This window comes from Microbacterium testaceum (assembly GCF_001476655.1).
In the GTDB taxonomy this organism is placed as follows: domain Bacteria; phylum Actinomycetota; class Actinomycetes; order Actinomycetales; family Microbacteriaceae; genus Microbacterium; species Microbacterium testaceum_C.
This window is the reverse complement of record NZ_LDRT01000038.1, coordinates 1-22,281: the sequence shown is the minus strand read 5'-3', so window position 1 is coordinate 22,281 and position 22,281 is coordinate 1. Positions and strand designations below refer to the sequence as shown.

At 66.8% G+C, this 22,281-nt stretch carries 12 protein-coding genes; 9 read left to right on the top strand and 3 right to left on the bottom strand.

Features of this window, described 5'->3' with window-relative positions:
* Positions 1-767, bottom strand: a 767-nt coding sequence (locus tag NS220_RS06650) for an LCP family protein (RefSeq protein WP_193755293.1), incomplete at its 3' end; no start/stop codon positions are given.
* Between the two features lie 58 nt (positions 768-825).
* Between NS220_RS06650 and NS220_RS20025 the strand changes: the two genes are divergently transcribed.
* From NS220_RS20025 to NS220_RS06630, 7 genes are all read left to right on the top strand, one after another.
* A complete protein-coding gene (locus NS220_RS20025; RefSeq protein ID WP_193755292.1) occupies positions 826-969 on the top strand; it encodes a hypothetical protein in 144 nt (47 codons plus the stop codon).
* A 49-nt stretch (positions 970-1,018) separates the two neighbouring features.
* Positions 1,019-1,855 carry an aldo/keto reductase gene (locus NS220_RS06645; protein WP_058623302.1) on the top strand — a complete coding sequence of 279 codons (837 nt, stop codon included), beginning with the start codon at positions 1,019-1,021 and terminating at the stop codon, positions 1,853-1,855.
* A 19-nt stretch (positions 1,856-1,874) separates the two neighbouring features.
* Positions 1,875-3,692: a thioredoxin domain-containing protein gene (locus NS220_RS06640; protein ID WP_058623301.1), complete on the top strand. Its 1,818-nt coding sequence runs from the start codon at positions 1,875-1,877 to the stop codon at positions 3,690-3,692.
* 566 nt (positions 3,693-4,258) lie between these two features.
* Positions 4,259-10,924: a PA14 domain-containing protein gene (locus tag NS220_RS06635; protein ID WP_153004189.1), complete on the top strand. Its 6,666-nt coding sequence runs from the start codon at positions 4,259-4,261 to the stop codon at positions 10,922-10,924.
* Positions 10,830-11,720 carry a tetratricopeptide repeat protein gene (locus tag NS220_RS19665; RefSeq protein WP_153004188.1) on the top strand — a complete coding sequence of 297 codons (891 nt, stop codon included), beginning with the start codon at positions 10,830-10,832 and terminating at the stop codon, positions 11,718-11,720. The genes NS220_RS06635 and NS220_RS19665 overlap by 95 nt, the downstream gene beginning before the upstream one ends.
* A 1,840-nt stretch (positions 11,721-13,560) precedes the next feature.
* Positions 13,561-15,048 carry a hypothetical protein gene (locus NS220_RS19660; protein ID WP_153004187.1) on the top strand — a complete coding sequence of 496 codons (1,488 nt, stop codon included), beginning with the start codon at positions 13,561-13,563 and terminating at the stop codon, positions 15,046-15,048.
* Between the two features lie 1,614 nt (positions 15,049-16,662).
* The gene (locus tag NS220_RS06630) at positions 16,663-17,172 is read left to right on the top strand and encodes a hypothetical protein (protein WP_153004185.1); all 510 of its coding nucleotides are present in this window, start codon (positions 16,663-16,665) and stop codon (positions 17,170-17,172) included.
* Positions 17,173-17,416: 244 nt separating this feature from the next.
* Here the strand turns inward: NS220_RS06630 and NS220_RS06625 are convergent, their stop codons facing one another.
* Both NS220_RS06625 and NS220_RS06620 read right to left on the bottom strand, forming a co-directional pair.
* On the bottom strand, positions 17,417-18,178 hold the full coding sequence (locus tag NS220_RS06625; RefSeq protein WP_081323020.1) for an AAA family ATPase: 762 nt from the start codon (positions 18,176-18,178) through the stop codon (positions 17,417-17,419).
* A 4-nt stretch (positions 18,179-18,182) separates the two neighbouring features.
* Positions 18,183-19,751 carry a dolichyl-phosphate-mannose--protein mannosyltransferase gene (locus NS220_RS06620; protein ID WP_153004184.1) on the bottom strand — a complete coding sequence of 523 codons (1,569 nt, stop codon included), beginning with the start codon at positions 19,749-19,751 and terminating at the stop codon, positions 18,183-18,185.
* Positions 19,752-19,774: 23 nt separating this feature from the next.
* On the opposite strand from NS220_RS06620, the gene rsmI reads away from it, so the two are divergent.
* Positions 19,775-20,593 (top strand): 16S rRNA (cytidine(1402)-2'-O)-methyltransferase, encoded by an 819-nt coding sequence (gene rsmI, locus NS220_RS06615; RefSeq protein WP_058623297.1) that lies wholly within the window; start codon positions 19,775-19,777, stop codon positions 20,591-20,593.
* A 49-nt stretch (positions 20,594-20,642) separates the two neighbouring features.
* Positions 20,643-22,217, top strand: coding sequence for a methionine--tRNA ligase (metG, locus tag NS220_RS06610; RefSeq protein WP_058623296.1), 1,575 nt, complete (start codon positions 20,643-20,645; stop codon positions 22,215-22,217).
* Positions 22,218-22,281: the final 64 nt, after the last annotated feature.

Genomic DNA, 22,281 nt, shown 5'->3' with positions numbered 1-22,281 from the left:
GACATGTACTGCTGCTGGTTGCCGATGCGGGCGAGGTCGCTCCCGTCGCCGATGCCCTTGCGGGTGCGCAGGAACGCGAGGGCATCGTAGCCCTGCACGACACGGGGTCCGGGCTCCCAGGTGATGCCGGCGTCGTAGTCGTCGATACCGTCGCCGCCGATGCACACCTCGACGCCGCCGACCGCGTCGGTGATGTTCACGACGTTGCCGAAGCTGACCTTCGCGGCGAAGGGGATCTGCTGACCCGTGAGGTTCGACACCGTGCTGGCCACGCACGCGAGGCCGCCGGCCTCGTACGCCGTGTTGATCGACGCCTTCCACGCCCCGGACGACACCGTGCCGTCATCCTTCGTGCATTCCGGGATCTCGAGCTGCAGGTCGCGCGGGAAAGAGACCACCGTGGCCCGACGCGGCGCGTCCGACACGTGGACCAAGAGGTTGACGTCGTTGCGGTCGCCCTCGGCACCGGGGTCGCTGCACCGCTCGCCGAACGCCTCTTTGACCTGGTCGTCGCACTCGTCGGTCCCGACGATGAGCACGTCGAACGCGCCCGAGTACTCGCTCAGGGAAGGAGCCTGAGAGGGAGCATCGGGGAGAGGCACGGCTGCCTCCTGCAACCGCTGCGAGAGCGACCAGGCGTAGTAGCCCCCGACGGCGACCGCCGCGACCACGGCGACGGTGAGGCCGATGGCGAGGAGCTTCAGTCCTCGCCGCCAGCCCGAGACGGGGCGGCGGCGGGCGTGGGCGGCGGAAGGTTCGGGGGGCACGGCGTCAGTAAACCACGCCTCCCGGCGAGATCCCCGAACGCGCGCGACGGGGCGGCCGATGGCATCCGGCCGCCCCGCGCGTGTCTCGTCCTGTCACTGCTCGCCCTCGGTGCGCGTCACGGCCGGCTCCGTCATCGAGAACGTGCGGCTCGTGGCCGAGGCCCTCACGCGTGCGGCGGATGCCAAGCCCCCGTCGTCGTGATCCCGTCAACCCCGAGATCGCTCCGAATCGATTCGCCTAGGCTCGATGCATGACCGTTCCTTCAGTTCAGCTCAACGACGGAAACTCCATCCCCCAGCTCGGCTACGGCGTGTTCCTCGTGCCCGCCGACGACGCCGAGCGCGCCGTGTCCGAGGCCCTCGAGGTCGGCTATCGCCACATCGACACCGCCGCCATCTACAAGAACGAAGAGGGTGTCGGCCGCGCGATCGCCGCGAGCGGCATCCCGCGCGACGAGCTCTTCATCACCACCAAGCTCTGGAACGACCGCCACGACGGCGACGAGCCGCTCGCCGCGATCGACGAGAGCCTGCAGAAGCTGCAGCTCGACGCCGTCGACCTGTACCTCATTCACTGGCCGACGCCGAAGAACGACAACTACGTGCACGCGTGGCAGAAGATGATCGAGATCCGCGAGGCGGGCAAGGCCCGCTCGATCGGCGTCTCGAACTTCCTCGTCCCGCACCTCGACCGCATCGTCGCCGAGACCGGTGTGACCCCCGTGGTCGACCAGATCGAGCTGCATCCCGCCCTCAGCCAGCGCGAGATCGCGGCGTGGGGCCAGGAGCACGACATGCACATCGAGTCGTGGGGCCCGCTCGGCCAGGGCAAGTACGACCTGTTCGAGATTCCCGCGGTGAAGGATGCCGCCGAAGCCCACGGCAAGAGCCCCGCTCAGGCCGTGCTGCGCTGGCACATCCAGCACGGCTTCATCGTGTTCCCCAAGTCGGTGCGCCGTGAGCGCCTCGAGGAGAACTTCGACCTGTTCGACTTCGAGCTCACCGCCGACGAGATGGCCGCGATCGACGCCGTCGACCCCGGTGACGGCTCGGGCCGCGTGGGCACGCACCCCGACGACCTCAACTGAGGCCGGCGCTCCCGCGCGCATGAACCGCCTCGCGAACGCCTCGAGCCCCTACCTTCGGGCCCACGCCGACAATCCCGTCGCGTGGTTCCCCTGGGGGCGCGAGGCGTTCGCGCTCGCGGCCGAGAGAGACGTCCCCGTGATGATCTCGATCGGCTACAGCACCTGCCATTGGTGCCACGTCATGGCGCGCGAGTCGTTCCAGGATGCCGAGACCGCCGGCATCCTGAACGACGGCTTCGTGTCGATCAAGGTGGACCGCGAGGAGCATCCCGACGTGGATGCCGCGTACCTCGACGCCGCCTCGGCCTTCACGCCCCACCTGGGCTGGCCGCTGACCGTGTTCGCGAGTCCCGAAGGCCGTGTGTTCTACGCCGGCACGTACTTTCCCCCGACGCCCCGCCCGCCGCAGCCGTCGTTCCGTCAGGTTCTCGCCGCGGTCCGCGAGGCGTGGACCGAGCGGCGCAGTGAAGTGGATGCCACGGGCTCCTCGCTGCGCGACGCCCTCGCCGCCGCGGCGACGGTGCCGGCCGACGCGGCGCCGACGCTCGATCAGCTCGCCGCCGCGGCACGTGCCGTCGCCGCGCGCGAGGATCGCGAGTACGGCGGGTTCGCCGCCGGCCCCGCCTTCGAGACGCCGAAGTTCCCGAACACGCCCGTGCTGCGGTTCCTGCAGCACCCGGCGCTGAGCCCCGACGTTCCCGAGGCCGCAGACGTGGCATCCCGGGCGCTCGCGGCGATGGTCGCGTCCGACCTGCACGATCCCGTCGAGGGCGGCTTCTTCCGCTACGCCACGCGGCGCGACTGGAGCGTGCCGCACTACGAGCGCATGCTCACCGATAACGCCGGACTTGTCGAGGTCGCCCTCGCCGCCGGGGACGAGGCCACCGCGACCGACGCCGCCCGTTTCCTCGTCGACGTCCTGCAGCTGCCGTCGGGAGGGATCGCCGCGGCCCAGGATTCCGAGTCGATCATCGACGGCGTCCGCACCGAGGGCGGGTACTACCGCGTCGCCGACCGTTCCGCGCTGCAGCCGCCGGCTCTGGATGCCAAGGTCGTCACGGGATGGAACGGGCACGCGATCGCCGCCCTCGCCGCGGCCGGTGCGCGCACCGATCCGCGCTTCCTCGAGGCCGCGCGCTGGGCGGCCGACGCGGTGCTTGAGAGCAACGTCGCCGACGACGGTACCCTCCGCCGCGCGTCTCTCGACGAGATCCGCTCCGCCGCCCCCGCCACGCTCGAGGACTACGGCGGACTCGCGCGCGGCCTCTTCGCCCTCGCCCGGGCGACCGGCGAGGCGGCCTACGCCTCGCGGGCGCGCGCGTTGGTCGACCTGTGCCTGGGGCCGGATGGCATCCGTCCGCCCGGCGGCGGCGATCCGGTCTTGGTCGCGCAGGGCATGCAAGCGCACGGCGTGCCGAGCGACGGCGCGTCGCCCTCGGGGCCGTCGGTGTTCGCCGCGGCCGCCCTCGACCTGTGGCGGCTCGGTGCGGGGGAGGAGTACCGCACCGCGGCCGAGACTCTCGTCCGGGCGGCGGCGGAGGCGGCGCTGGCGGCGCCCCTCGCGTACGGCGCGATCCTCGAGGTCGCGCTCGGCCTGGCATCCGCCCCGCGCCAGGTGGTCGTCGTGGGGGAGACGGATGCCGAGATCGCCGACGCCGCGCGTCGGGTCGCCGCCGACGTGGTCGCGGTGGTCTCGCCGGAGCAGGCCGTGGCCTTTGCCGCGGCGGGCTTCGAACTGTTCGAGGGGAAGACCGCCCTCGGCGGTGAGGCGACGGCCTACGACTGCCGCGCGTTCACGTGCGCGCTGCCGACGACGGATCCCGCGCGGCTGGTGTGACGCGCGCGGCCGGTGACTCCCCGCGCGGGGCGTGATCGGGTGTCCGCTCGACGCCGCGTGATCCGGGGGACCGCAACCCGGCTCTGCGCGTCGTGGATCCGGAAAGTGGTACCGGATCCGGATGCAGCACGCGAAATGGTCCGGTTCTGCGGCGGATCTCCGGATCTGGGCGCCGCGCGGACACGACCCGGCCCGTGCGTCGTGGATCTGGAGCGCGAGGCGGGATCCGGGTTCGACGCCGCGGGCACAGCTCGGCACCCACGTCGTGGATCCGGAAAGTGGCACCGGATCCGGATGCAGCACGCGAAATGGTCCGGTTCCGCGGCGGTTGTCCAGATCTGGCCGCCGGCGCTGCGCCACGCGAGTATGCGCGCTGCGGCACCGCTCGCCGTCGAGCGCCGAGGGCGAATGCCGGATGCCGCCCGCCCGAAGCGCGGGTGAAAACGCCCGCCGCGGAAACACGCGGAGCACCGCCGAACCTGGGAAAACCTGATGTCTAACCTCAGCGCAGCCTGAGTCGTCAGGCGACGTTCTCCGCCACGTCGGGCGGCTTCCGCGGGGTGGGCATGCGCTTCTCTTCTCGTTTCTGGCTGACGTCCGTGGTGGCCACGGTCTCGCTCGTCATCGGCGCGGCCGTTCCTCTCGATGCCGCGATAGCGGTCGCGCCGGCGCCCCTTCGGCCCGCGCAGGCATCGCCGGAGGACACCCCCGCTCTTCCGTCGATCGACGAGGCAGCCCCCGCCCCGCAGCTGCCGGAGGGGTCTTTCGCCATCCCGTCCGACAAGACGCTCCCCGCCGGGGGCGACGAGGCCATCCCGCCCCTCGCGCCGCCGCCCCGCTCAGACGCCGTCGCCGAGTGGGAGAAGCGCTCCGTCGACACCTCCGGTCTGCGCCCCGTCGACGAGTCCGAGGATGCCACCCGCTACACGAACGCCTCCGGGGCGACGCTCACGCGCGTGTCGTCCGAGCCCGAGCGTGCGCGGGACGACAACGGCAAGTGGGTCGACGTCAACACGTCCGTCTCACGGGACGGCGACGACTGGACGGTGCGGAACCACCCGCTCGACCCGGTCTTCCGCGGTGGGCGTGACGACGCCCCGTCCGTGGAGGTCTCGCGCGACGGGCACGAGGTGTCGTTCGCGCTCCTCGGCGCGGAGGCGGGCGAGCTCGCTGCTCCGTTCTGGTGGTGGGACGACTGGGAGGAGCTCACCTATCAGGATGTCCTCGGAAGTGCTGACCTGGAGTACCGCGTGGAACCCGGTGCGGTCAAAGAGTCTCTCGTTCTGGATGCCGCGCCGGCGAAGCGCTCGTCTTGGACCTGGCGGATCGACGCGGGCTCCCTGACTCCCGCCCTCGGTGAAGCGGACTCGGTGATCTTCGCCGACGCGAGTGGTGCAGAGGTGCTGATGATCCCGACCCCCATCGCCACCGACTCGAGTGGGGTCGAGGGCGAGCGCGAGAGCGCCAGCACGGCGCTCACGGTCTCGCTCTGGCAGGCGAGTGACGGATCGTGGCGGTACACCGTCCGTGCGGATCGGACCTGGCTGAGCGATCCGGCGCGCGTGTATCCCGTGCGGATCGACCCGACGGTGAAGACCCCGAACGGCACCACCGCCTACAAGTCCGACGGCACGACGTGGGCCGGCGCGCAGATGGTCGGAAACACCCGCGAGGGTAACCGCAACAAGTACTGGCGATCGGTGGTCTCGTACGACTACGGCAACCTGCCGGGGCAGTTCATCGCCTCCGCCACCATGGGGATCGATTACGACGACGACGGCACGACCTCGCCGCAGACGGGGTGGGTTCAGCACGCGAGCGCGTTCTCGTACAACGGCATGGGCTCGCACCTCGGCTCGTACACCCTGGGGACCGACTGGACGGATGTCCAGGGGGACGGGGTTGCGGCGCGACTCGCGAGCAATCTCCGCATCGGCGACCGTCCCGCGTTCATGATCGGCGGCTGGGAGGGCTCGTCGTACTCCTTCAAACACATCCAGTCCGCGCTGTGGGTGGAGTCGTGGGATTACCCGACCGTGTGGGGTGGCATCCCCGCGAACGGTCAGACCGGCGTCTCCCTGACGCCGCACTTTGCCTTGGGTGCCACGAACCCAGGTGGCCGCTGGCAGCAGTATGCGATCGAGGTCGCGACCAACCCCGACATGACGAACGTCGTGGCTGCTCGAGGATGGAGCGAAAGCGGTCAGTGGAACGTACCGCCGGGTCTTCTCCGCGCGGCGACCACGTATTACTGGCGCGCCTCACTGGTGGACGATCTCGACGGGCTCTGGGGGCAGTCGACGCGCCGCCAGTCCCCGGTCTACAGCTTCACGACCAACGCTGTGCCGCTGCCCGACGCCGCGACGGCCGCGCCGGGCAGCCCCGTCACAGAGACGCCGACGACGGTCACCACGCTCACCCCGCAGCTCCGCGTGGGTGCCGTCAGCGACCCCGATGGACCGGGGTCGATGACGTATCAGTTCAAGATCGCGACGGGACAGGATGCCAGGTCCGGAGCCGTCGTGACCTCCGGATGGGTGACGGCCGTCGACGGCGTCGCGTCCTGGACGGTGCCGCCGGGCACGCTGCAGGACGGCGGTGTCTACTCGTGGACGGTCACGACGAATGACGGGCGAGACACCAACACCGAGAACGGCTGGGTACGCCGCCTCCGGACCGATCTTCGACTCGGGGCGTCCGGTCCGTCTCCTTATGACACTGCCGGTGCGGTGACGACGAACCTCGCCAACGGCAACGTGAATCTCTCCTTCGCATCCCCCACGGTGCAGACGCTGGGCGGCGCGATGGGAATGTCGTTCACGTACAACTCGCAAGAGGTGCCGGGCGCGAACCGGGGCCTGACGGGGGAGTACTTCGACGCGCGTTCGGGCGGTGTCGCCCCGACATCGGCAGCCGCCTACACCTTCACGGACAAGACCCCCGCGATGGTGCGCACCGATCCCGCCGTGTCGTTCCAGTGGGGTACTGGGGCACCGGCCGAGGCGATCCCGGCCGACCACTTCCTCGCGCGGTGGACGGGGTTCCTCACGGTCCCCTCTGAGTTGATCGGCAAGCCGCTCCGCTTCGGGGCGAACCACGATGACGGGCTTCGCGTCACGTACGACGGCCAACGCCTGATCGATCGGTGGGACATCGGCGCGATGACCACGTCGAGCGGTTCAGCGGTCACGTCGGACGGCGGAGCGAAGCCGATCCAGGTCGAGTATTACGAGCAAGTCGGCGATGCGTCGGTCGACCTCTGGGTGGAGTACACGCTCGACGGCGCATCCTCTCCGACCCGCATGAGCGTTGCGCCCGACTGGTTCACGAAGCGCGTCACGACCCTGCCGCAGGGCTGGGGTGCCTCCGTTCCTCTGGCCGGGGCATCGTCGAACTGGGTCTCGGCGCAGCTCACGGATGCGTCGGTGGTGCTCACGGACACCACCGGCAAGGCGCATACGTACACGAAGGCCTCGTCGGGCGGTTACACCGCCCCGAGCGGGGAGTACGGCGTCCTCTCGCTCGACGGTAACGGCTGGGTCGTCTTCACGGATGAAGACGGCACGGTCTACCACTTCACGAAGGAGGGGCGCGTGGCCTCGGCCACACCTCCCGAAGACATCCGGAAGGCCGCCGCCCCGCAGAGCATCCTGAACGCCAACGGTGTCGCCACCGAGGTGGTCGACCCGGTGTCGAAGAGCGGAGATCAGTACACCCGCAAGGTCTCTTTCACCTACCAGAACGGTGACCGCTCCGCCTGCCCCGAGCGGCCGGGCACGGGATTCGCCAAGGCCCCGGCCGACATGCTCTGTCGCATCTCGTACCCCGACGGCACGGAGTCGCGGCTGTTCTACAACGGCAACGGCCAACTCGCGGCGATCCTCGATCCGGGCGACGAGCTGACGCTCCTGGGGTACAGCGGTGCGGGCGGTCTCCTGAGCCAGATCCGCGACGCGACCGCGAACGACAGCAGCGTCGTCTCGGGCACCGGAAGCGACGACGACCCCGCCGCGACCCGCATCGTCTACGAGGGGGCGAAAGCGAAGACCATCACGCTTCCCGCTCCCGACGGGGTGAGCCAGAACGCGCGTCCGTCGCGGACCTACGACTATCTCGACGGGAAGACCACGGTATCGATCGCGGGGCTCCCGGGCGTGTCGCAGACGGTCACCTTCGACCCGGCCTGGCGGCAGACGTCGTCGTCGTCCGCGCTCGGGGTCACGACGTCGCAGCAGTGGCATCCGGCGAAAGACCTCGTCCTGTCGACGACCGATGCCACCGGCCTCGTCGCGACGCGTGTGTACGACGCGCTTGATCGCGTGGTCGAGTCGTACAGCGCGGCCCCGCCCGGGTGCTTCGGCTCCGACCGTCGCGCCGTATCCGGGGCCGAAGGGCTCGCGGAATGTGGTGTCACGCCGGCGAAGGCGAGCACGGTCTACGACGACGGATTCCGCGGCCTCCAGGTGGCGTACTACTCGAACACACGCAAGCTCTCGGGAAAGCCGGATGCCTACACGCTCGGCGTCGGAGGCACGGATGGGGTCTTCGAGAAGGACTGGGGTGGCGGATCGCCGCTGCCTGGCACGATCTCGGCCGATAACTTCTCCCTCCGGGCGACCGGCCTGATCACCTTCCCGCAGGCCGGTTCGTACCAGCTGCGGACCAGCACCGATGACGGCTCGCGCGTGTGGCTCGACGACGTCCTCATGGTCAATCGCTGGGTCGATCAGGCGCCGACCCTGGCGGACAGCCCGGTGTTCGAGGTCACCGCGGGCGAGGTCCGCCGGGTCCGCGTGGAGTACTACGAGAACGCCGGGGGCGCGCGCGTCGACCTGCAATGGCGAACTCCGGGCGCGGGAGCGTTCGAGGTCATCCCCGGGAGCCAGTTGCGCCCGGACTACGGTCTTGTGACCCGTTCCGCTGTGGAGGACTCCACGTCCATGCCGGGCGCGGCGGCGCCATCCCTGGTCACGGAGAAGGCGTACCAAGACCCGATCGTCGGTCAAGTTTCCGCGGTGACCGTCGACCCGGGTGGCCTCGCGCTGAAGAGCACCGCGGTCCACGAGTCGGTGAACGGCAGCGGGTGGCTACGGCAGAAGTCGAAGGCTCTGCCCGCGGCCGCGGCATCCGGTTCGATCACGGATGCCAAGAGCACAACGCGCGCCTACTACGGCGACGCGGAGCCGTTGACGGAGGACACCTGTGGGGTGCCCGCCGGGACGAAGCAGTTCGGGATGCTGAAGTCCTCGACGGGGCCGACTCCGGCGAGCGGCCCGGCGATCGTGACCTCTTACGTGTACGACGTCATGGGCCGCACGGCCGGAACGCGTGTCACGGGCGATGAGGCGTGGTCGTGCACGACGGTCGATGCGCGCGGGCGCACGGTGAAAGAGGTCTCGGTAGGTGGCGCGGGGGTCGCGACCGACACGGTCACGACCACGTACACACCGACCTCTTCTGGTCTGACCGTGACGGTGGCCGGGTCGCGCGTGCCCGGGTCGAGCACGTCGGCGACCACGACCAAGACCGACCTCCTCGGCCGTGTGGTGTCCTACACCGACGTGTGGGGCGTCGTGACAAGTCCCGAGTACCAGCCCCTGACCGGGCGCGTGCTGAGCGTGACGACCGCCGGGCCCGGCGTGCCTGCCTCGACGACCGCGTTCGCGTACGACCGTGACGGTAAAACCACCACCGTGACCTTCAACGGTCAGGTGTATGCGGCGTCGTCGTTCGATGCGAAGCAGCGGATCGCGCAGGTGTCGTACCTCGGTGGCTCGGCATTGGGGGTGGCGTGGGATGACCGGCGCGGGACGATCGGGTCGCAGACGTGGTCGTTCCCCTCGTCGGCGTCGATCACCGATGAGGTGTCCCGGTCGGTGGCGGGGCGGGTCGTGCGCGAGAGCATCTCGCAGGGTGGTCGGGTCTTCGAGTCGACGTATGGGTACGACGGGGCGGGACGTTTGGTGTCGGCGAAGATTCCGGGGCACGAGCTGTCGTATGAGTTCGCGTCGTCGGGTGGGTGCGGCCCGAACACCGCGGCTGGTGCCTCGGGGAATCGGACGAGGTCTGTCGATCGGTACACGGCGCCGGGTTCTTCGGCGGCGACCGTCACCACGGCCGAGTATTGCTACGACTGGGCCGATCGGTTGTTGTCGAATCCGGTGTGGGGTGCGGTGCCGGGGGCGTCGCAGATCGCGGACGGATTCGGTGCGGATGAGATCGCGTATGACGTGCGGGGTAACACGACGCGGTTGTCGGATCTGTTGTTTTCGTATGACGCGGAGAACCGTCATGTGGGGACGCGAACGTATGCCGGGTCGGTGGTGTCGGTGGTGCGGGATGGTTCGGGTCGTGTGGTGTCGCGGACGGTGGATCCGGCGGGTGATGCTCCGGCGGTGACGTCGCGGTATGTGTACGCCGGTGCGGGTGATTCTCCGTGGGCGGTGGTGTCGGGGGATGCCGGGCCGGTGGTGTTCTTGTCGTTGCCGGGTGGGGTGACGGTGGATGTGCCGTCTTCGGGTGCGGCGTCGTGGTCGTATCCGTCGTTGCAGGGTCACACGCTGACGACGGGGGATGGGTCGTCGGCGTCGGGTGTGCAGTTGTACGACCCGTTCGGTCAGGCTCTCGAGGCGGGCACGCTTGCGATCGGGACGGGGGTCGCGAACGAGTCCGGTTCGGTGAACGGGACGACGGGGTGGCATCAGGGGGCGCAGAAGCTCACCGAGACGCTCGAGTCGACCCTGGTGGTCGAGATGGGCGCGCGGTTGTATGTGCCGGCGTTGGGTCGGTTCTTGCAGGTGGATCCCGTGGAGGGTGGCGTCGACAACGATTACGTCTGGCCGACGGACCCGATCGGGAAGAACGACCTCAGCGGGCAGTTCGCTATCGCGGCGGCGGCACCCCTCCTCGCATTCGGACCTTGGGGGTGGGCTGCGCTGATCGCTGTCGTTGTGGTCGTGGTTCTCGTCGGGATCGCATCATCTCCAGGCTTCCAGCGGGGAGTTGAGTCGATGCGAAGCGGCATCATGGAGATGGCGCACCGCAAAAAAACCAGCGCTCGCAATGCAGGTCGACGCGGCCATGGTGAAGATAAGCAGGGGAAGGCCCCGGACAAACACGAGAACGCCCAGAATCACGGTGGACGAGAAAAGCCAAACTTCAAATCAAACCAGAACAAGCGCAATAGTGGTTATTCGTCAAGACGAGCGCCATACCAGCGGTTTGCGTGGTGAATACAATGCTCTCCATGGGAGAAATATGAAAAAAGCGAGATCGTCGGGGAATGACTACGAGGCGTTCTTGCGAAGAATTCGCGCGATGGGACCAGATGATCGGACGACGTACATCACAGCATCTCGCGTTCTTCTGCCGCAAGTCCTCGTCCACGAACTGCGCGCAGCAGAGGACCTGGCAACGGCGATGTACGTTCTCGGTGCGCATGTGTGGTCGGAGCCCGCTGGCGAGTTCGAGGGTTTAGAGATCCTGCGAACGGCTGCGAGTCTTGGCTCGGCCGAAGCAACGCGATCTCTTGGGGACGCGCTCAACTGGATTGGGTTGTATGAAGAGTCTGTGCCGATCCTGGAGGCGGCGTTGCGAAGTGATCCTGGTGACCCACGTCTCCACGGTCTTCTCGGGCTTTCCTTATACGAGTTGCACCTTGAGAAAGAAGCGCAACCTCACCTGAGAATTGGCCTCCGGGTGGATTCCTCCCTAGCAATTCCGCTGGCGCATGTGCGACGCGGCGTAGGAGACGAGGCAGAGTATCAAAAGCTCATTCTTGAGGCAGTGCAATCTCAGGTTTATGGTGCTCACGTTCTTGCGGGCAATCTTCTCGCTGAACAGGGAGACAAGGATCATGCGGCGGACCTGTATCGACAGGGGATAACCTCCGGCGATGCTCATTCGGCCTACAACCTTGCATGTTTGTTATACGAAGGCGGCAAGCTAGACGAAGCCCGCGATAAGTTCCAACTGGCGCGCGAAATGGGAGATCTGCGCTTGTCGCCGTTCGAACGAAGCGAGAGTTGACCGCGGGTGGCGCTGTTGTGAATGCAACTGTCGGTCGCCGCCTTCGCGTTCCGTGCCTCACATGGGAGACGAGTGTTGCGAAGGTTTGCACCTTTCGGCAGATTCGTTAATAGGTCCGAGGTCGTAAAAGACCTTATCTGGGGGATTTTTATGGCGCGCGACGGTTCGAAAATGCGAGGTTGAGGAAAGATTGCCCTATGCGCCGCGGTCGTTGTTCTATCCTTCGCCATGCCGTTTTGCGCAGGGAACACGTTCACGCTACTCCGGTGTGGGGTGCGGTGCCGGGGCGTCGCAGATCGCGGACGGATTCGGTGCGGATGAGATCGCGTATGACGTGCGGGGTAACACGACGCGGTTGTCGGATCTGTTGTTTTCGTATGACGCGGAGAACCGGCATGTGGGGACGCGGACGTATGCGGGTTCTGTGGTGTCGGTGGTGCGGGATGGTTCGGTTCGTGTGGTGTCGCGGACGGTGGATCCGGCGGGTGATGCGCCGGCGGTGACGTCGCGGTATGTGTACGCCGGTGCGGGGGATTCCCCGGGGGAGCTGTCTCAGAAACAGTTCTCCAGGTTCACTAGGCCTGTCTCTGGGGTGCGGTTCTCGGAGCTCGTTGAGGCGGTGGGCCCTGAATTCGATACGCCGACGGTAAGGCAGCAGTGGGACTGTCACGCGTCCGGCGTTCTCGCGCTGGGAAATGTGACTTCTGGAATTCTCATGTGGGATCTCGAAAGCGGCCGATCGTCGAACGAGGGGTGGGGGCTCCCGTGGGTCGCCGGCGCCAGCGTAATATCAACGGGTAAGCACTCGGCGACGTGCAATTGGTGACGGCGGCATGAAACTTGTGGAAATGTACCGTCGCATCGCGGCGGGTCGGATGCTCGTGCTGATCGCTGCATCCGGCGGGGCGTCTATAGTCATGATTCTTCTTGCGCTAGAAGCGGGCATATGTGCCGATCGTCGAGAACACTGGTTTCTCAAACTCGCGGTCGGATCGTGGGTGAATCTAGCACTCCAAATTCTTGTGCTTACGGGTCTTTCCCTTCTTATGTGCGTAGTTCTCTCGTGGCTGTCACGCGGCGTTCGTGGTGGTCGACTGTTAAGCATTCTTGCCGCGTTCTCCGTGGGTGCTACTGCATGGGTGATGCCGGCCGCAATTGTCATGACCTCTGCGTATGCTCTTGGTGCAGGGCCATGTTCGGCCGGATTTTTCAGGATAGTTCTTATTGTTCAAGGTTGTGCTATTTGCATAGGTATTGCCTCCGTCCTTGTTCTTGTCGTCATGGCGATCTCATCAGCGTGGCGTCGGTCTCGAGCTTGACGAGCGCTCAACACTTGGCATGGTAAAGCCCTCGGTCATATACGTTCACGGTTCAGCTAATGGCGCGCGAGTCGGCGGACTTATCCTTGGGAGTGCATGGATCATGATGGCTCTGTCTCCCCTTTTCGTCGGATCGGGAACACTCGCATTGCTTCCATTGTGCCCACTTTTCTTTTACTGGGTGATTCGGCCCTGGTTCATGGGGGTTTGGTTGTCAGATCACGAGGTAGTGGTGCGAAGTTGGTACCGGACTTATCGAATACCTATCAAGGATGTTGCTTCTGCATCTGTGTCGGGTTACCTCGGTCTTCTTTCCAAAGGGGCAATTCGGTGGATACCTTTTTCGGTCAGGTGGGCACGCTTTTCATCGCGGAGCTATCGGGTCGACGTCGCGACTATCCGAGCACAATAGCGAGACGCAAGCAGGCGCTCAGGCTGGCATGGCGCATTCGCAAGCATGCCGCAATCGATCGCCCGCGATCGGATGGAAATGTACTCGAGTAACCTTCTGAAGTCGTCCAGTGGCAACCCATGCGGTGGCGGGGTGGATCGTGCGCGAGGGCATCTCGCAGGGTGGTCGTGTCTTCGAGTCGACGTATGGGTATGACGCGGCGGGGCGGCTCGTGTCGGCGCGGATTCCGGGTCATGAGTTGTCGTATGAGTTCGCGTCTTCGGGTGGGTGCGGCCCGAATGCGTGGGCGGGCGCGTCGGGTAATCGGACGAGGTCTGTCGATAAGTACACGGTGCCGGGGGAGTCGCAGGCGCGGGTGACGACGTCGGAGTATTGCTACGACTGGGCCGATCGACTGCTGTCGAGTGATGTGCGGGATGCCGTTCCGGGCTCGTCTCACGTCAATGACGGCTTTGGTGCGGAGGAGATCACCTATGACGTGCGGGGGAACACCACCCGCTTGTCGGATCTGTTGTTTTCGTATGACGCGGAGAACCGTCATGTGGGGACGCGGACGTTTGCCGGGTCGGTGGTGCGGGATGGTTCGGGTCGTGTGGTGTCGCGGACGGTGGATCCGGCGGGTGATGCTCCGGCGGTGACGTCGCGGTATGTGTATGCCGGTGCGGGGGATAGCCCGTGGGCGGTGGTGTCGGGGGATGCCGGGGCGACGGTGTTCCTGTCCCTGCCTGGCGGGGTGACGGTCGATGTTCCCGCCTCCGGTGCATCCACGTGGTCGTATCCGTCGTTGCAGGGGCACACGCTCACGACGGGAGATGGTTCCACCGTGTCGGGGGTGCAGCTGTACGACCCGTTCGGGCAGCCACTGGAGGCGGGCACTCTCGCTTTGGGCACGGGGGCCGCGAACGAGTCGGGTTCGGTGAACGGGACGACGGGCTGGCATCAAGGGGCGCAGAAGCTGACGGAGTCGTTGGAGTCGGCGTTGGTGGTGGAGATGGGCGCCCGCCTGTATGTCCCGGCGTTGGGTCGGTTCTTGCAGGTCGACCCGGTCGAGGGTGGCGTCGACAACGATTACGTCTGGCCGACGGACCCGATCGGGAAGAACGGCCTGAGCGGGCAGGCAGAAGAATGGCGAGGCTGGCTAGACGTTGGTGTCAACGTGGTCGGTGCCGTCATCGGAATCGCGGCTGTCGCCGCCTGCGGTGCGACAGTCGTCTGCCGCATCGTGGCCGGGGCAGCGGTGGGGGCCGCCGTGGCAGCGGCGTCCTACTCCGCTCGGACTGCCGGTACTTCTTCATTCTCGTGGAAAGGCCTCGCGGGAAGTGCCGCTGGTGGTGCTTTAGTGGGAGCGCTTGGTGGGGGAACTTACGGGCGGATCGGTAGTCTCCTGGGGCACAGCATGAAAGGAGCGAAGTTGGGACTTGCATTCTTTCGCGGTGGCGGGCGCGGCACCGATCTCATTTTTCGAGGTAGCCGAGTACTGGGTCTTCATTCGCACCGGATCGCTAGCTCAAAAGTTCCCGCCTGGGCAAGTCGATTGCCGCATTATCACCGTCGGCCAGGGATAGGAAACCACCGACCATGGCAAGGTAGATTCTGAGGGGTAAGCTGTGAACATCGAGTGGCCTGTATTCATGTTCGAAGTCGACGGGTACTTTCGGCGAGTCGACTCGCAAGTTAATCTGTGTCACTTGTATGAACCTGAGTATTGGGATGAAGTGTCCGTCGTATTCGATGCGGAATTCAAGAGACTCGAAATAAGAGACTATCGTGCCCACCCAAGGCTAGAGGTTGTAGCGGGAGTCGACGTGGTCTCATTCGAAAAGTGGGCAAGAAAAGCTCTCATTCGAATGTGGAAGGTCAACCGATTCCGGGTTCGGCGCGCGAATATTGGGGAAGCCCACTGGGTAGAAAACCTCGACGCTAGAGCGTTGTGGCGCGAGCTCATCATCCGATCTGAACTGTAGCTCTGCGCATTCGACGGCTTTCATCACTCATGGGGCGCGGTTGTCGAACCTAGTGTTCCCGTATGCCGCGGAGGACCGTCGTGTCGGGACGCGGGCGTACGCCGGGTCGGTGGTGTCGGCGGTGCGGGATGGTTCGAGTCGAGATGGGCGCGCGCCTGTATGTGCCGGCATTGGGTCGGTTCCTGCAGGTCGACCCCGTGGAGGGCGGGGTTGATGACGATTACGTCTGGCCGACGGACCCGAGCGGGAAGAACGACCTGAGCGGGCAGTTCGCTATCGCGGCGGCGGCTCCTCTTCTCGCCTTCGGACCTTGGGGGTGGGCGGCGCTGCTCGCGGTAGTGGTCGTCGTGGTTCTCGTTGCCGTTGCCTCCTCGCCGGGTTTCCAACGCGGTCTCGGTGCGATGTTCTCCCGGAAGCAGAGTGACGGTCAACGACTTGGAAATGTACCTCCGGAGCCGTTGAGTGCCGGACGCTCAACTTCACCCGGCCGAGCTCACTTCTGAAGGGATGGAAGCGCAAATGTTCCGACGATACTTCTGTAAACGTGTCGAGCGGACCGATGATCCGAAGGCTGTAGATCTCCAATTTATGGGTTTTCTTTGGAAGGACCTTCCGTGGACCGCGACAAAGTTCTGCGAGATATCTTCGATGCGTTGGTGCCGGGGACGGATCGCCGTGCAGATGTGTCCTTTGTTGTGCCGCCTTCAGCCGCGGGCGTCGCGCAAGTCCTCATTCGTCCGCACAACTCCAGTGCGCCTGTCGTTTGCGTTACTGATACCACGGTTTCGCTATACCTCGAGTTCTTAGATGCGCACTGGGAGGCAGATTCCTCGGACGATGTGTCATTCGCAGAACGCAGCGACTGGGTAATGCAGAACATCGCATGCGCTGCTGATTATGGGCTCATCCGCGTTCGACGCAGGGGCCTGCCTTGGGGGCGTCAAACTCACTTGTTGACCTCCGAGAGCGATGCAGAAGCCTGGCGGAGTGACTCCCGACTAAGGATTGTCCGGTCATGGCCATCGTGGAGATGAAGGCCTTGTTCGGGTCTCGACGTTGCCTCCACGGGCGGGGTAGACGGGTGGACTCGGGGGTGAAACTCGCGCGAAAGACGACCGGGTCCTAGTGCGGAGCCATCAAAGGCTGCGAAGGTGCAGTCGCACGAAACGAGAGAGGTAGCGACCTGGGCCGAGCGACGGTGGACGACACCATGGCGAGGCATGATCTGGTCGGCGGGAAGGGAGGACATGTCGACCGCGTACCTGACCCGAGACGTGCTCTTGCGGTGGATTCCGCTTGAGTCGGTGTCGCGCGCCGTCGTTCTTTACGGTTTCGAGCTCGAGCTGCTATCGGCGCGAGACGCGGTCGACATCGAGCTTGCTCGCTACACCGAGGGTGCCTTGCTCGATGATGTGGAGGAAGCCCTCGCACTTCTTCTATCCGACGAGCTGGGCCGGGTACGTGAGCTCCTCCATGATGGTGGGAGCGTCGAGGGGTCGGACGAAGTGGCGCTCGTGTGGTTTCTCAGCGCGGCCAGCGAACTGTACGAATACTGGAACCGCGTTTCCGTTCCAACTGAGCGGCTCTTTAGCCTGCTCGAGTATCTGGAACTCGACGAGCTTTATTCCGACCTCGTTTATCTCGCTCCCATTTCCTTCTGGAGACGGGTGAGCCGCTCCTCGTTTCGTGATCGGCTGGCATTGCGTCTGATCGAGGTGCGTTCCTTGCTCGACATCAGCTCGGTACCCGCCTCATAGAGGGAGCACGTATGGGGTGGTGCGCGCGTTTCGCTTCGATCGCAGGTCTCATCCCGACGCCAGGCGGCGAGGCGACGGCTTACGACTCCCGCGAGACTCGTCTGACGCGTCGGGCGGTGTGTGCGGCGGTGGGGGCGGCGAAGCGGCGGCCAAGCTCGGAGTTCTGCGCCAATCTCGCAGTATTCCACGCGAATGCTCCGTGATTCCGCCCAAACTGCGAGGTTCGGTTCGGCCGCGCCGGGGATTACTCCAGCAGATGCCGCAGATACCGCCCCGGCGCCTCCAGAAACCCCCGGTGCAACCGCACGAGATCCAGGTCCTCCCACGCGCTCTCGCGAATGCCCCACTCGCCCAGCTCCAGGATCGTCGCGCCCGGCAGCGCCGCCAGCACGGGGGAGTGGGTCGCGCAGATCACCTGGGTGCCGCGCGATCGCATGCGATCGAGGGATGCCAGCCAGCGGAGCGTGGATGAGAAGGACAGCGCCGCCTCGGGCTCGTCGAGGCACGCCAGGCCCGAGACGTAGCGCTCGTGGTCGAGCACCTCGTCGAGGATGCTGTTGAACGACTCGCCGTGGCTCATCTCGTGCAGGCTGGGCGCCGGGCCGCCGAGATCGTCGCGCCACGAGTAGTAGCTGTGCATCGTCTCGGCCCGCAGGAAGAAGCCCCACCGCGGAGCGCGCGGACTCCGCTCGACGCGCAGCCACTCGCCGAGCGGGCTCTCGGTGCGCCGCGTCTCTCCGCCGCCGTTCGTCGACCCGCCCTCGGCGGGCAGCCCCGCGGCCTCGGCGATGCCCTCGATCAGCGTCGACTTGCCCGAACCGTTCTCGCCGACGAGGAACGTCACCCCGGGGCCGAACTCCCAGCCGTCACCTGCTGCGACCTCGAGGAACTGCGCGACCGCGGGAACCGTCGCGGGCCATGCGGCGCGATCCACGGGAGCGTCGCGGAAGACCTTGACCCGCTGCACCGGTCGCGGGTCGTGCAGCCACTCGTCGCCGCGGGTCACGTCGTCAGATCCAGGTCGTCAGCCAGTTGTGCAGGCGCCAGAACTCATACGGCACCGGCAGCCCGGCCCATACCGGATACCAGAAGGCCGACAGCAGCACGCACACGACGAGGAACACCGCCACGATGCCCTGCCCGCTCGCACGGGACATCCCGCGGATGCCCCGTGACACGTCACGCAGGGCGAACGCCAGCGCGAGCACGAGGAACGGCAGCATCGCGACCGTGTAGAACTGGAAGATCGTGCGCTCGGGGTACAGCAGCCACGGCACGTAGGTCGCGGCGAGGCCCGTCAGCACGAGCGCATAGCGCCAGTCCCGGACCAGGACGAAGCGCACGAGCAGATACGCGGACGCCGCGATCCCGGCCCACCAGATGAGCGGGTTCGCGAGGCTCGAGATCGCTTCGGTGCATCCGCTCGGCAGACCGCACCCGTTGATGCCGTAGTCGTCCTGGTGCCAGTACATCGACGTCGGCCGGATCAGGAACGGCCACTGCCACGCGGGGCTCGCGTAGGCGTGGGGGGTGACGAGGCCGACGTGGAAGCGGTACATCGCCTCGTGATACGCCCACAGGCTCTGCAGCGGCGCCGGGACCCACGACCAGAACCCGGGCGACTCCACGGGAGTGGAGCGCATGTATCCGCCGTCGGTGAACAGCCACCCCGACCAGCTCGCCAGGTAGACGACGGCGGCGACGGGCACGAGCAGTACGAACGAGACGAGGCCCTGGCGCACGGCATCCATCGGCCACTGCCCGATTCCCGCCCGTCGACGGGCGAGGGCGTCGGTGACCACGGCGTAGATGCCGACGGCGGCGAGCACGTACAGACCCGACCATTTCACGGCGGTGGCGGCTCCCGCGGCGGTCCCGGCGGCGATCAGCCATGGGCGGTTCCAGAGAATCGGACCCCACATCGGAGCGTCGCCTTCTCGAGCGCCCCACAGCGCTGCCCACCGCTCGCCCGTGCGCTGATGGTCGAGGGCGACGAACCAGAACGTGAGGAGCACGAAGAAGGTGAGGAAGATGTCGAGCAGCGCGATCCGGCTCAGGACGATCCCGAGGCCATCGATCGCGAAGAGACCGGATGCCACTGTCGCCAGCGGGATGGACCGGGTGAGCGTCCGCGCGACGAGGTAGATCAGCAGCACGGTGGCCGTGCCGAACACGGCGGCCGCGATGCGCCATCCGGTCGCGGAGTCCGCCCCGAACAGCGCCATGCCGGCACCGATGAGGATGCGTCCGAGAGGCGGATGCACGACGTAGCTGCCGATGCCGGTGAAGATGTCGGTGTCACCCGCGGCGAAGCTCGCGTCAGCCTTGTCCGGCCAGGTCGAGGGGTAGCCGAGGACCCACTGACTCCACGCGTCCTTGACGTAGTAGGTCTCGTCGAAGACCAGCTGGTGCGGGTTGCCGATGTCGATCAGGCGCAGCACCGCCGCGACGAGCGTGACGAGGGCCGGTGCCAGCCAGCGCCACAGGCGAAGCCGTCGCGGGTCGGCGAGCAGTGCATCACGCCAGCGGTCCAGGCGCGTCCGCTCGTCTGACAGGAGCAGGGCGGGGGCGTCGGTCACGGCCCCCAGCCTAAGGTGGAACGGTGATCATCCTCGCGGCGACTCCCATCGGTAACCTGGGCGACGCCTCGCGACGGCTCATCGAGGCGCTCGAGAACGCGACCGTCGTCGCCGCGGAGGACACGCGCACGACGCAGCGGCTGCTCGCGGGTCTCGGCGTCGAGAACCGCCCGCGGCTGATCGCCCTGCACGACCACAACGAGAAAGAGCGCGCGGCCGAGCTCGTCGAGCTGGCACGCGAGGACGACCTTCTCGTGCTCAGCGACGCCGGGATGCCGACCGTCAGCGACCCCGGCTTCGGCCTGGTGGCCGCGGCTGCCGCAGCCGGAGTGACGGTCACCGCTCTTCCCGGACCCAGCGCCGTGGTCACGGCCCTCGCCGTCGCGGGGCTTCCCACCGACCGCTTTGCTTTCGAGGGCTTCCCCCGCCGCAAGCCGGGCGACCGCCGTCGCGCCTTCGCGCAGCTCGCGTCCGAGGAGCGCACGCTGGTGTTCTTCGAATCGCCGTCGCGGTTGGCATCCACTCTCGACGACCTCGCCGCGACCTTCGGCGCCGATCGTCCCGCGGCCGTCTGCCGCGAACTGACGAAGCTCTACGAGGAGGTCAAGCGGGGCACGCTCGCCGAGCTCGCGGCGTGGGCGGCCGAGGGCGTCCGCGGCGAGATCGCGATCGTCGTCGGCGGCGCCACCGCACGAGAGGTGGCGTTCCCGGATGCCGTGACCCAGGTGCTCGAACTCGTGCGCGCCGGCACGCGGCTCAAGGAGGCGGCGGCCGAGGTGGCGTCGCTCACCGGTCACTCGTCACGCGAGCTCTATCAGGCCGGTCTCGCGGTCAAACGCTGAGACCTGTCACACGGTCGGCCGTGACGGTGCCTCCCCGTAGAATCCTGAGGTGACTTCCGGCCGATCTTTCTACATCACGACGCCGATCTACTATCCGAGCGACGTCCCCCACATCGGTCACGGCTATACGACCGTGGCCGTGGACACGCTCGCGCGCTGGCACCGCCAGGCCGGTGACGACACCTGGATGCTGACCGGCACCGACGAGCACGGCCAGAAGATGATGCGCGCCGCCGCCGCGAACGGCGCGACGCCGCAGGAGTGGGTCGACAAGCTCGTGGGCGAGTCGTGGTTCCCGCTGCTGAAGACGCTCGACGTCGCCAACGACGACTTCATCCGCACGAGCCAGCTCCGCCACGAGGAGCGGGTCGCCACGTTCGTGCAGGCGCTCTACGACCGGGGCTACATCTACGCCGGCGAGTTCGAGGCGCTGTACTGCGTCGGCTGCGAGGAGTTCAAGACCGAGGCCGAGATCGTCGACGGCACCGGTCCCTTCGAGGGTCTCAAGGTGTGCGCGATCCACTCCAAGCCCCTCGAACTGCTGCAGGAGAAGAACTACTTCTTCAAGCTCAGCGAGTTCCAGGACCGCCTTCTCGAGCTCTACAAGACGGTTCCCGACTTCGTGCGCCCGGAATCGGCGCGCAACGAGGTCGTCTCATTCGTGAAGAACGGCCTCAAAGACCTCTCGATCTCGCGGTCGACGTTCGACTGGGGCATTCAGGTGCCGTGGGACGACGCGCACGTCATCTACGTGTGGGTCGACGCGCTGCTCAACTACGCCACGGCCGTCGGCTACGGCAACGATCCCGAGCAGTTCGCGCGCCGCTGGCCCGCCTACCACGTGGTCGGCAAGGACATCCTGCGGTTCCACGCCGTGATCTGGCCGGCGATGCTCATGGCCGCAGGCCTCGAGGTGCCGCGCGGCGTCTTCGCGCACGGCTGGTTGCTCGTCGGCGGCGAGAAGATGTCGAAGTCGAAGCTCACCGGCATCGCCCCGACCGAGATCACCGACGTCTTCGGCTCCGACGCGTACCGCTTCTACTTCCTCTCCGCGATCGCGTTCGGGCAGGACGGCTCCTTCTCGTGGGAAGACCTCTCGGCCCGCTACCAGGCCGAGCTCGCCAACGGCTTCGGCAACCTGGCATCCCGCACGATCGCCATGATCGAGCGGTACTTCGAAGGGATCGTCCCGCCGGCCGGCGAGACGACCGAGATCGATCGTGCGATCCAGCAGACGGTGGCGGATGCCGCGACGAACGCCGATGCGGCCATCGAGAAGTTCCGCATCGACGAGGCGATCGCGGCGATCTGGACGATCGTCGACGCGCTCAACGGCTACATCACCGACAACGAGCCGTGGGCCCTCGCGAAGGACCCCGAGAAGCGCGAGCGCCTCGGCACGGTGCTCTACACCGCCGCCGAGGGACTGCGCGCGCTCGCCGTGCTGCTGTCGCCGGTCATGCCGGTCTCGACCGAGAAGCTGTGGATCGCGCTCGGCGCGGCCGAGAGCATCGGTCGGCTGAACGACCAGCCGCTGCGCGAGGCGGGGGAGTGGGGCGTGCTGCGTCCCGGCTCCTCGGTGAACGGCCTGTCGCCGCTCTTCCCCCGCGTCGAGCAGGCGTGAGCACGTCGGCGCCCGACCCGCGCGCGGTCCCTGACTCGCGCGCGGTCCCTGAGCCTGTCGAAGG

Bases quoted from the DNA above. Each gene is read 5' to 3' on its own strand.
- NS220_RS20025 (WP_193755292.1), top strand. From the start codon at position 826: ATGGCATCCGGCCGCCCCGCGCGTGTCTCGTCCTGTCACTGCTCGCCC.
- NS220_RS06645 (WP_058623302.1), top strand. From the start codon at position 1,019: ATGACCGTTCCTTCAGTTCAGCTCAACGACGGAAACTCCATCCCCCAG.
- NS220_RS06640 (WP_058623301.1), top strand. From the start codon at position 1,875: ATGAACCGCCTCGCGAACGCCTCGAGCCCCTACCTTCGGGCCCACGCC.
- NS220_RS06635 (WP_153004189.1), top strand. From the start codon at position 4,259: ATGCGCTTCTCTTCTCGTTTCTGGCTGACGTCCGTGGTGGCCACGGTC.
- NS220_RS06630 (WP_153004185.1), top strand. From the start codon at position 16,663: ATGTCGACCGCGTACCTGACCCGAGACGTGCTCTTGCGGTGGATTCCG.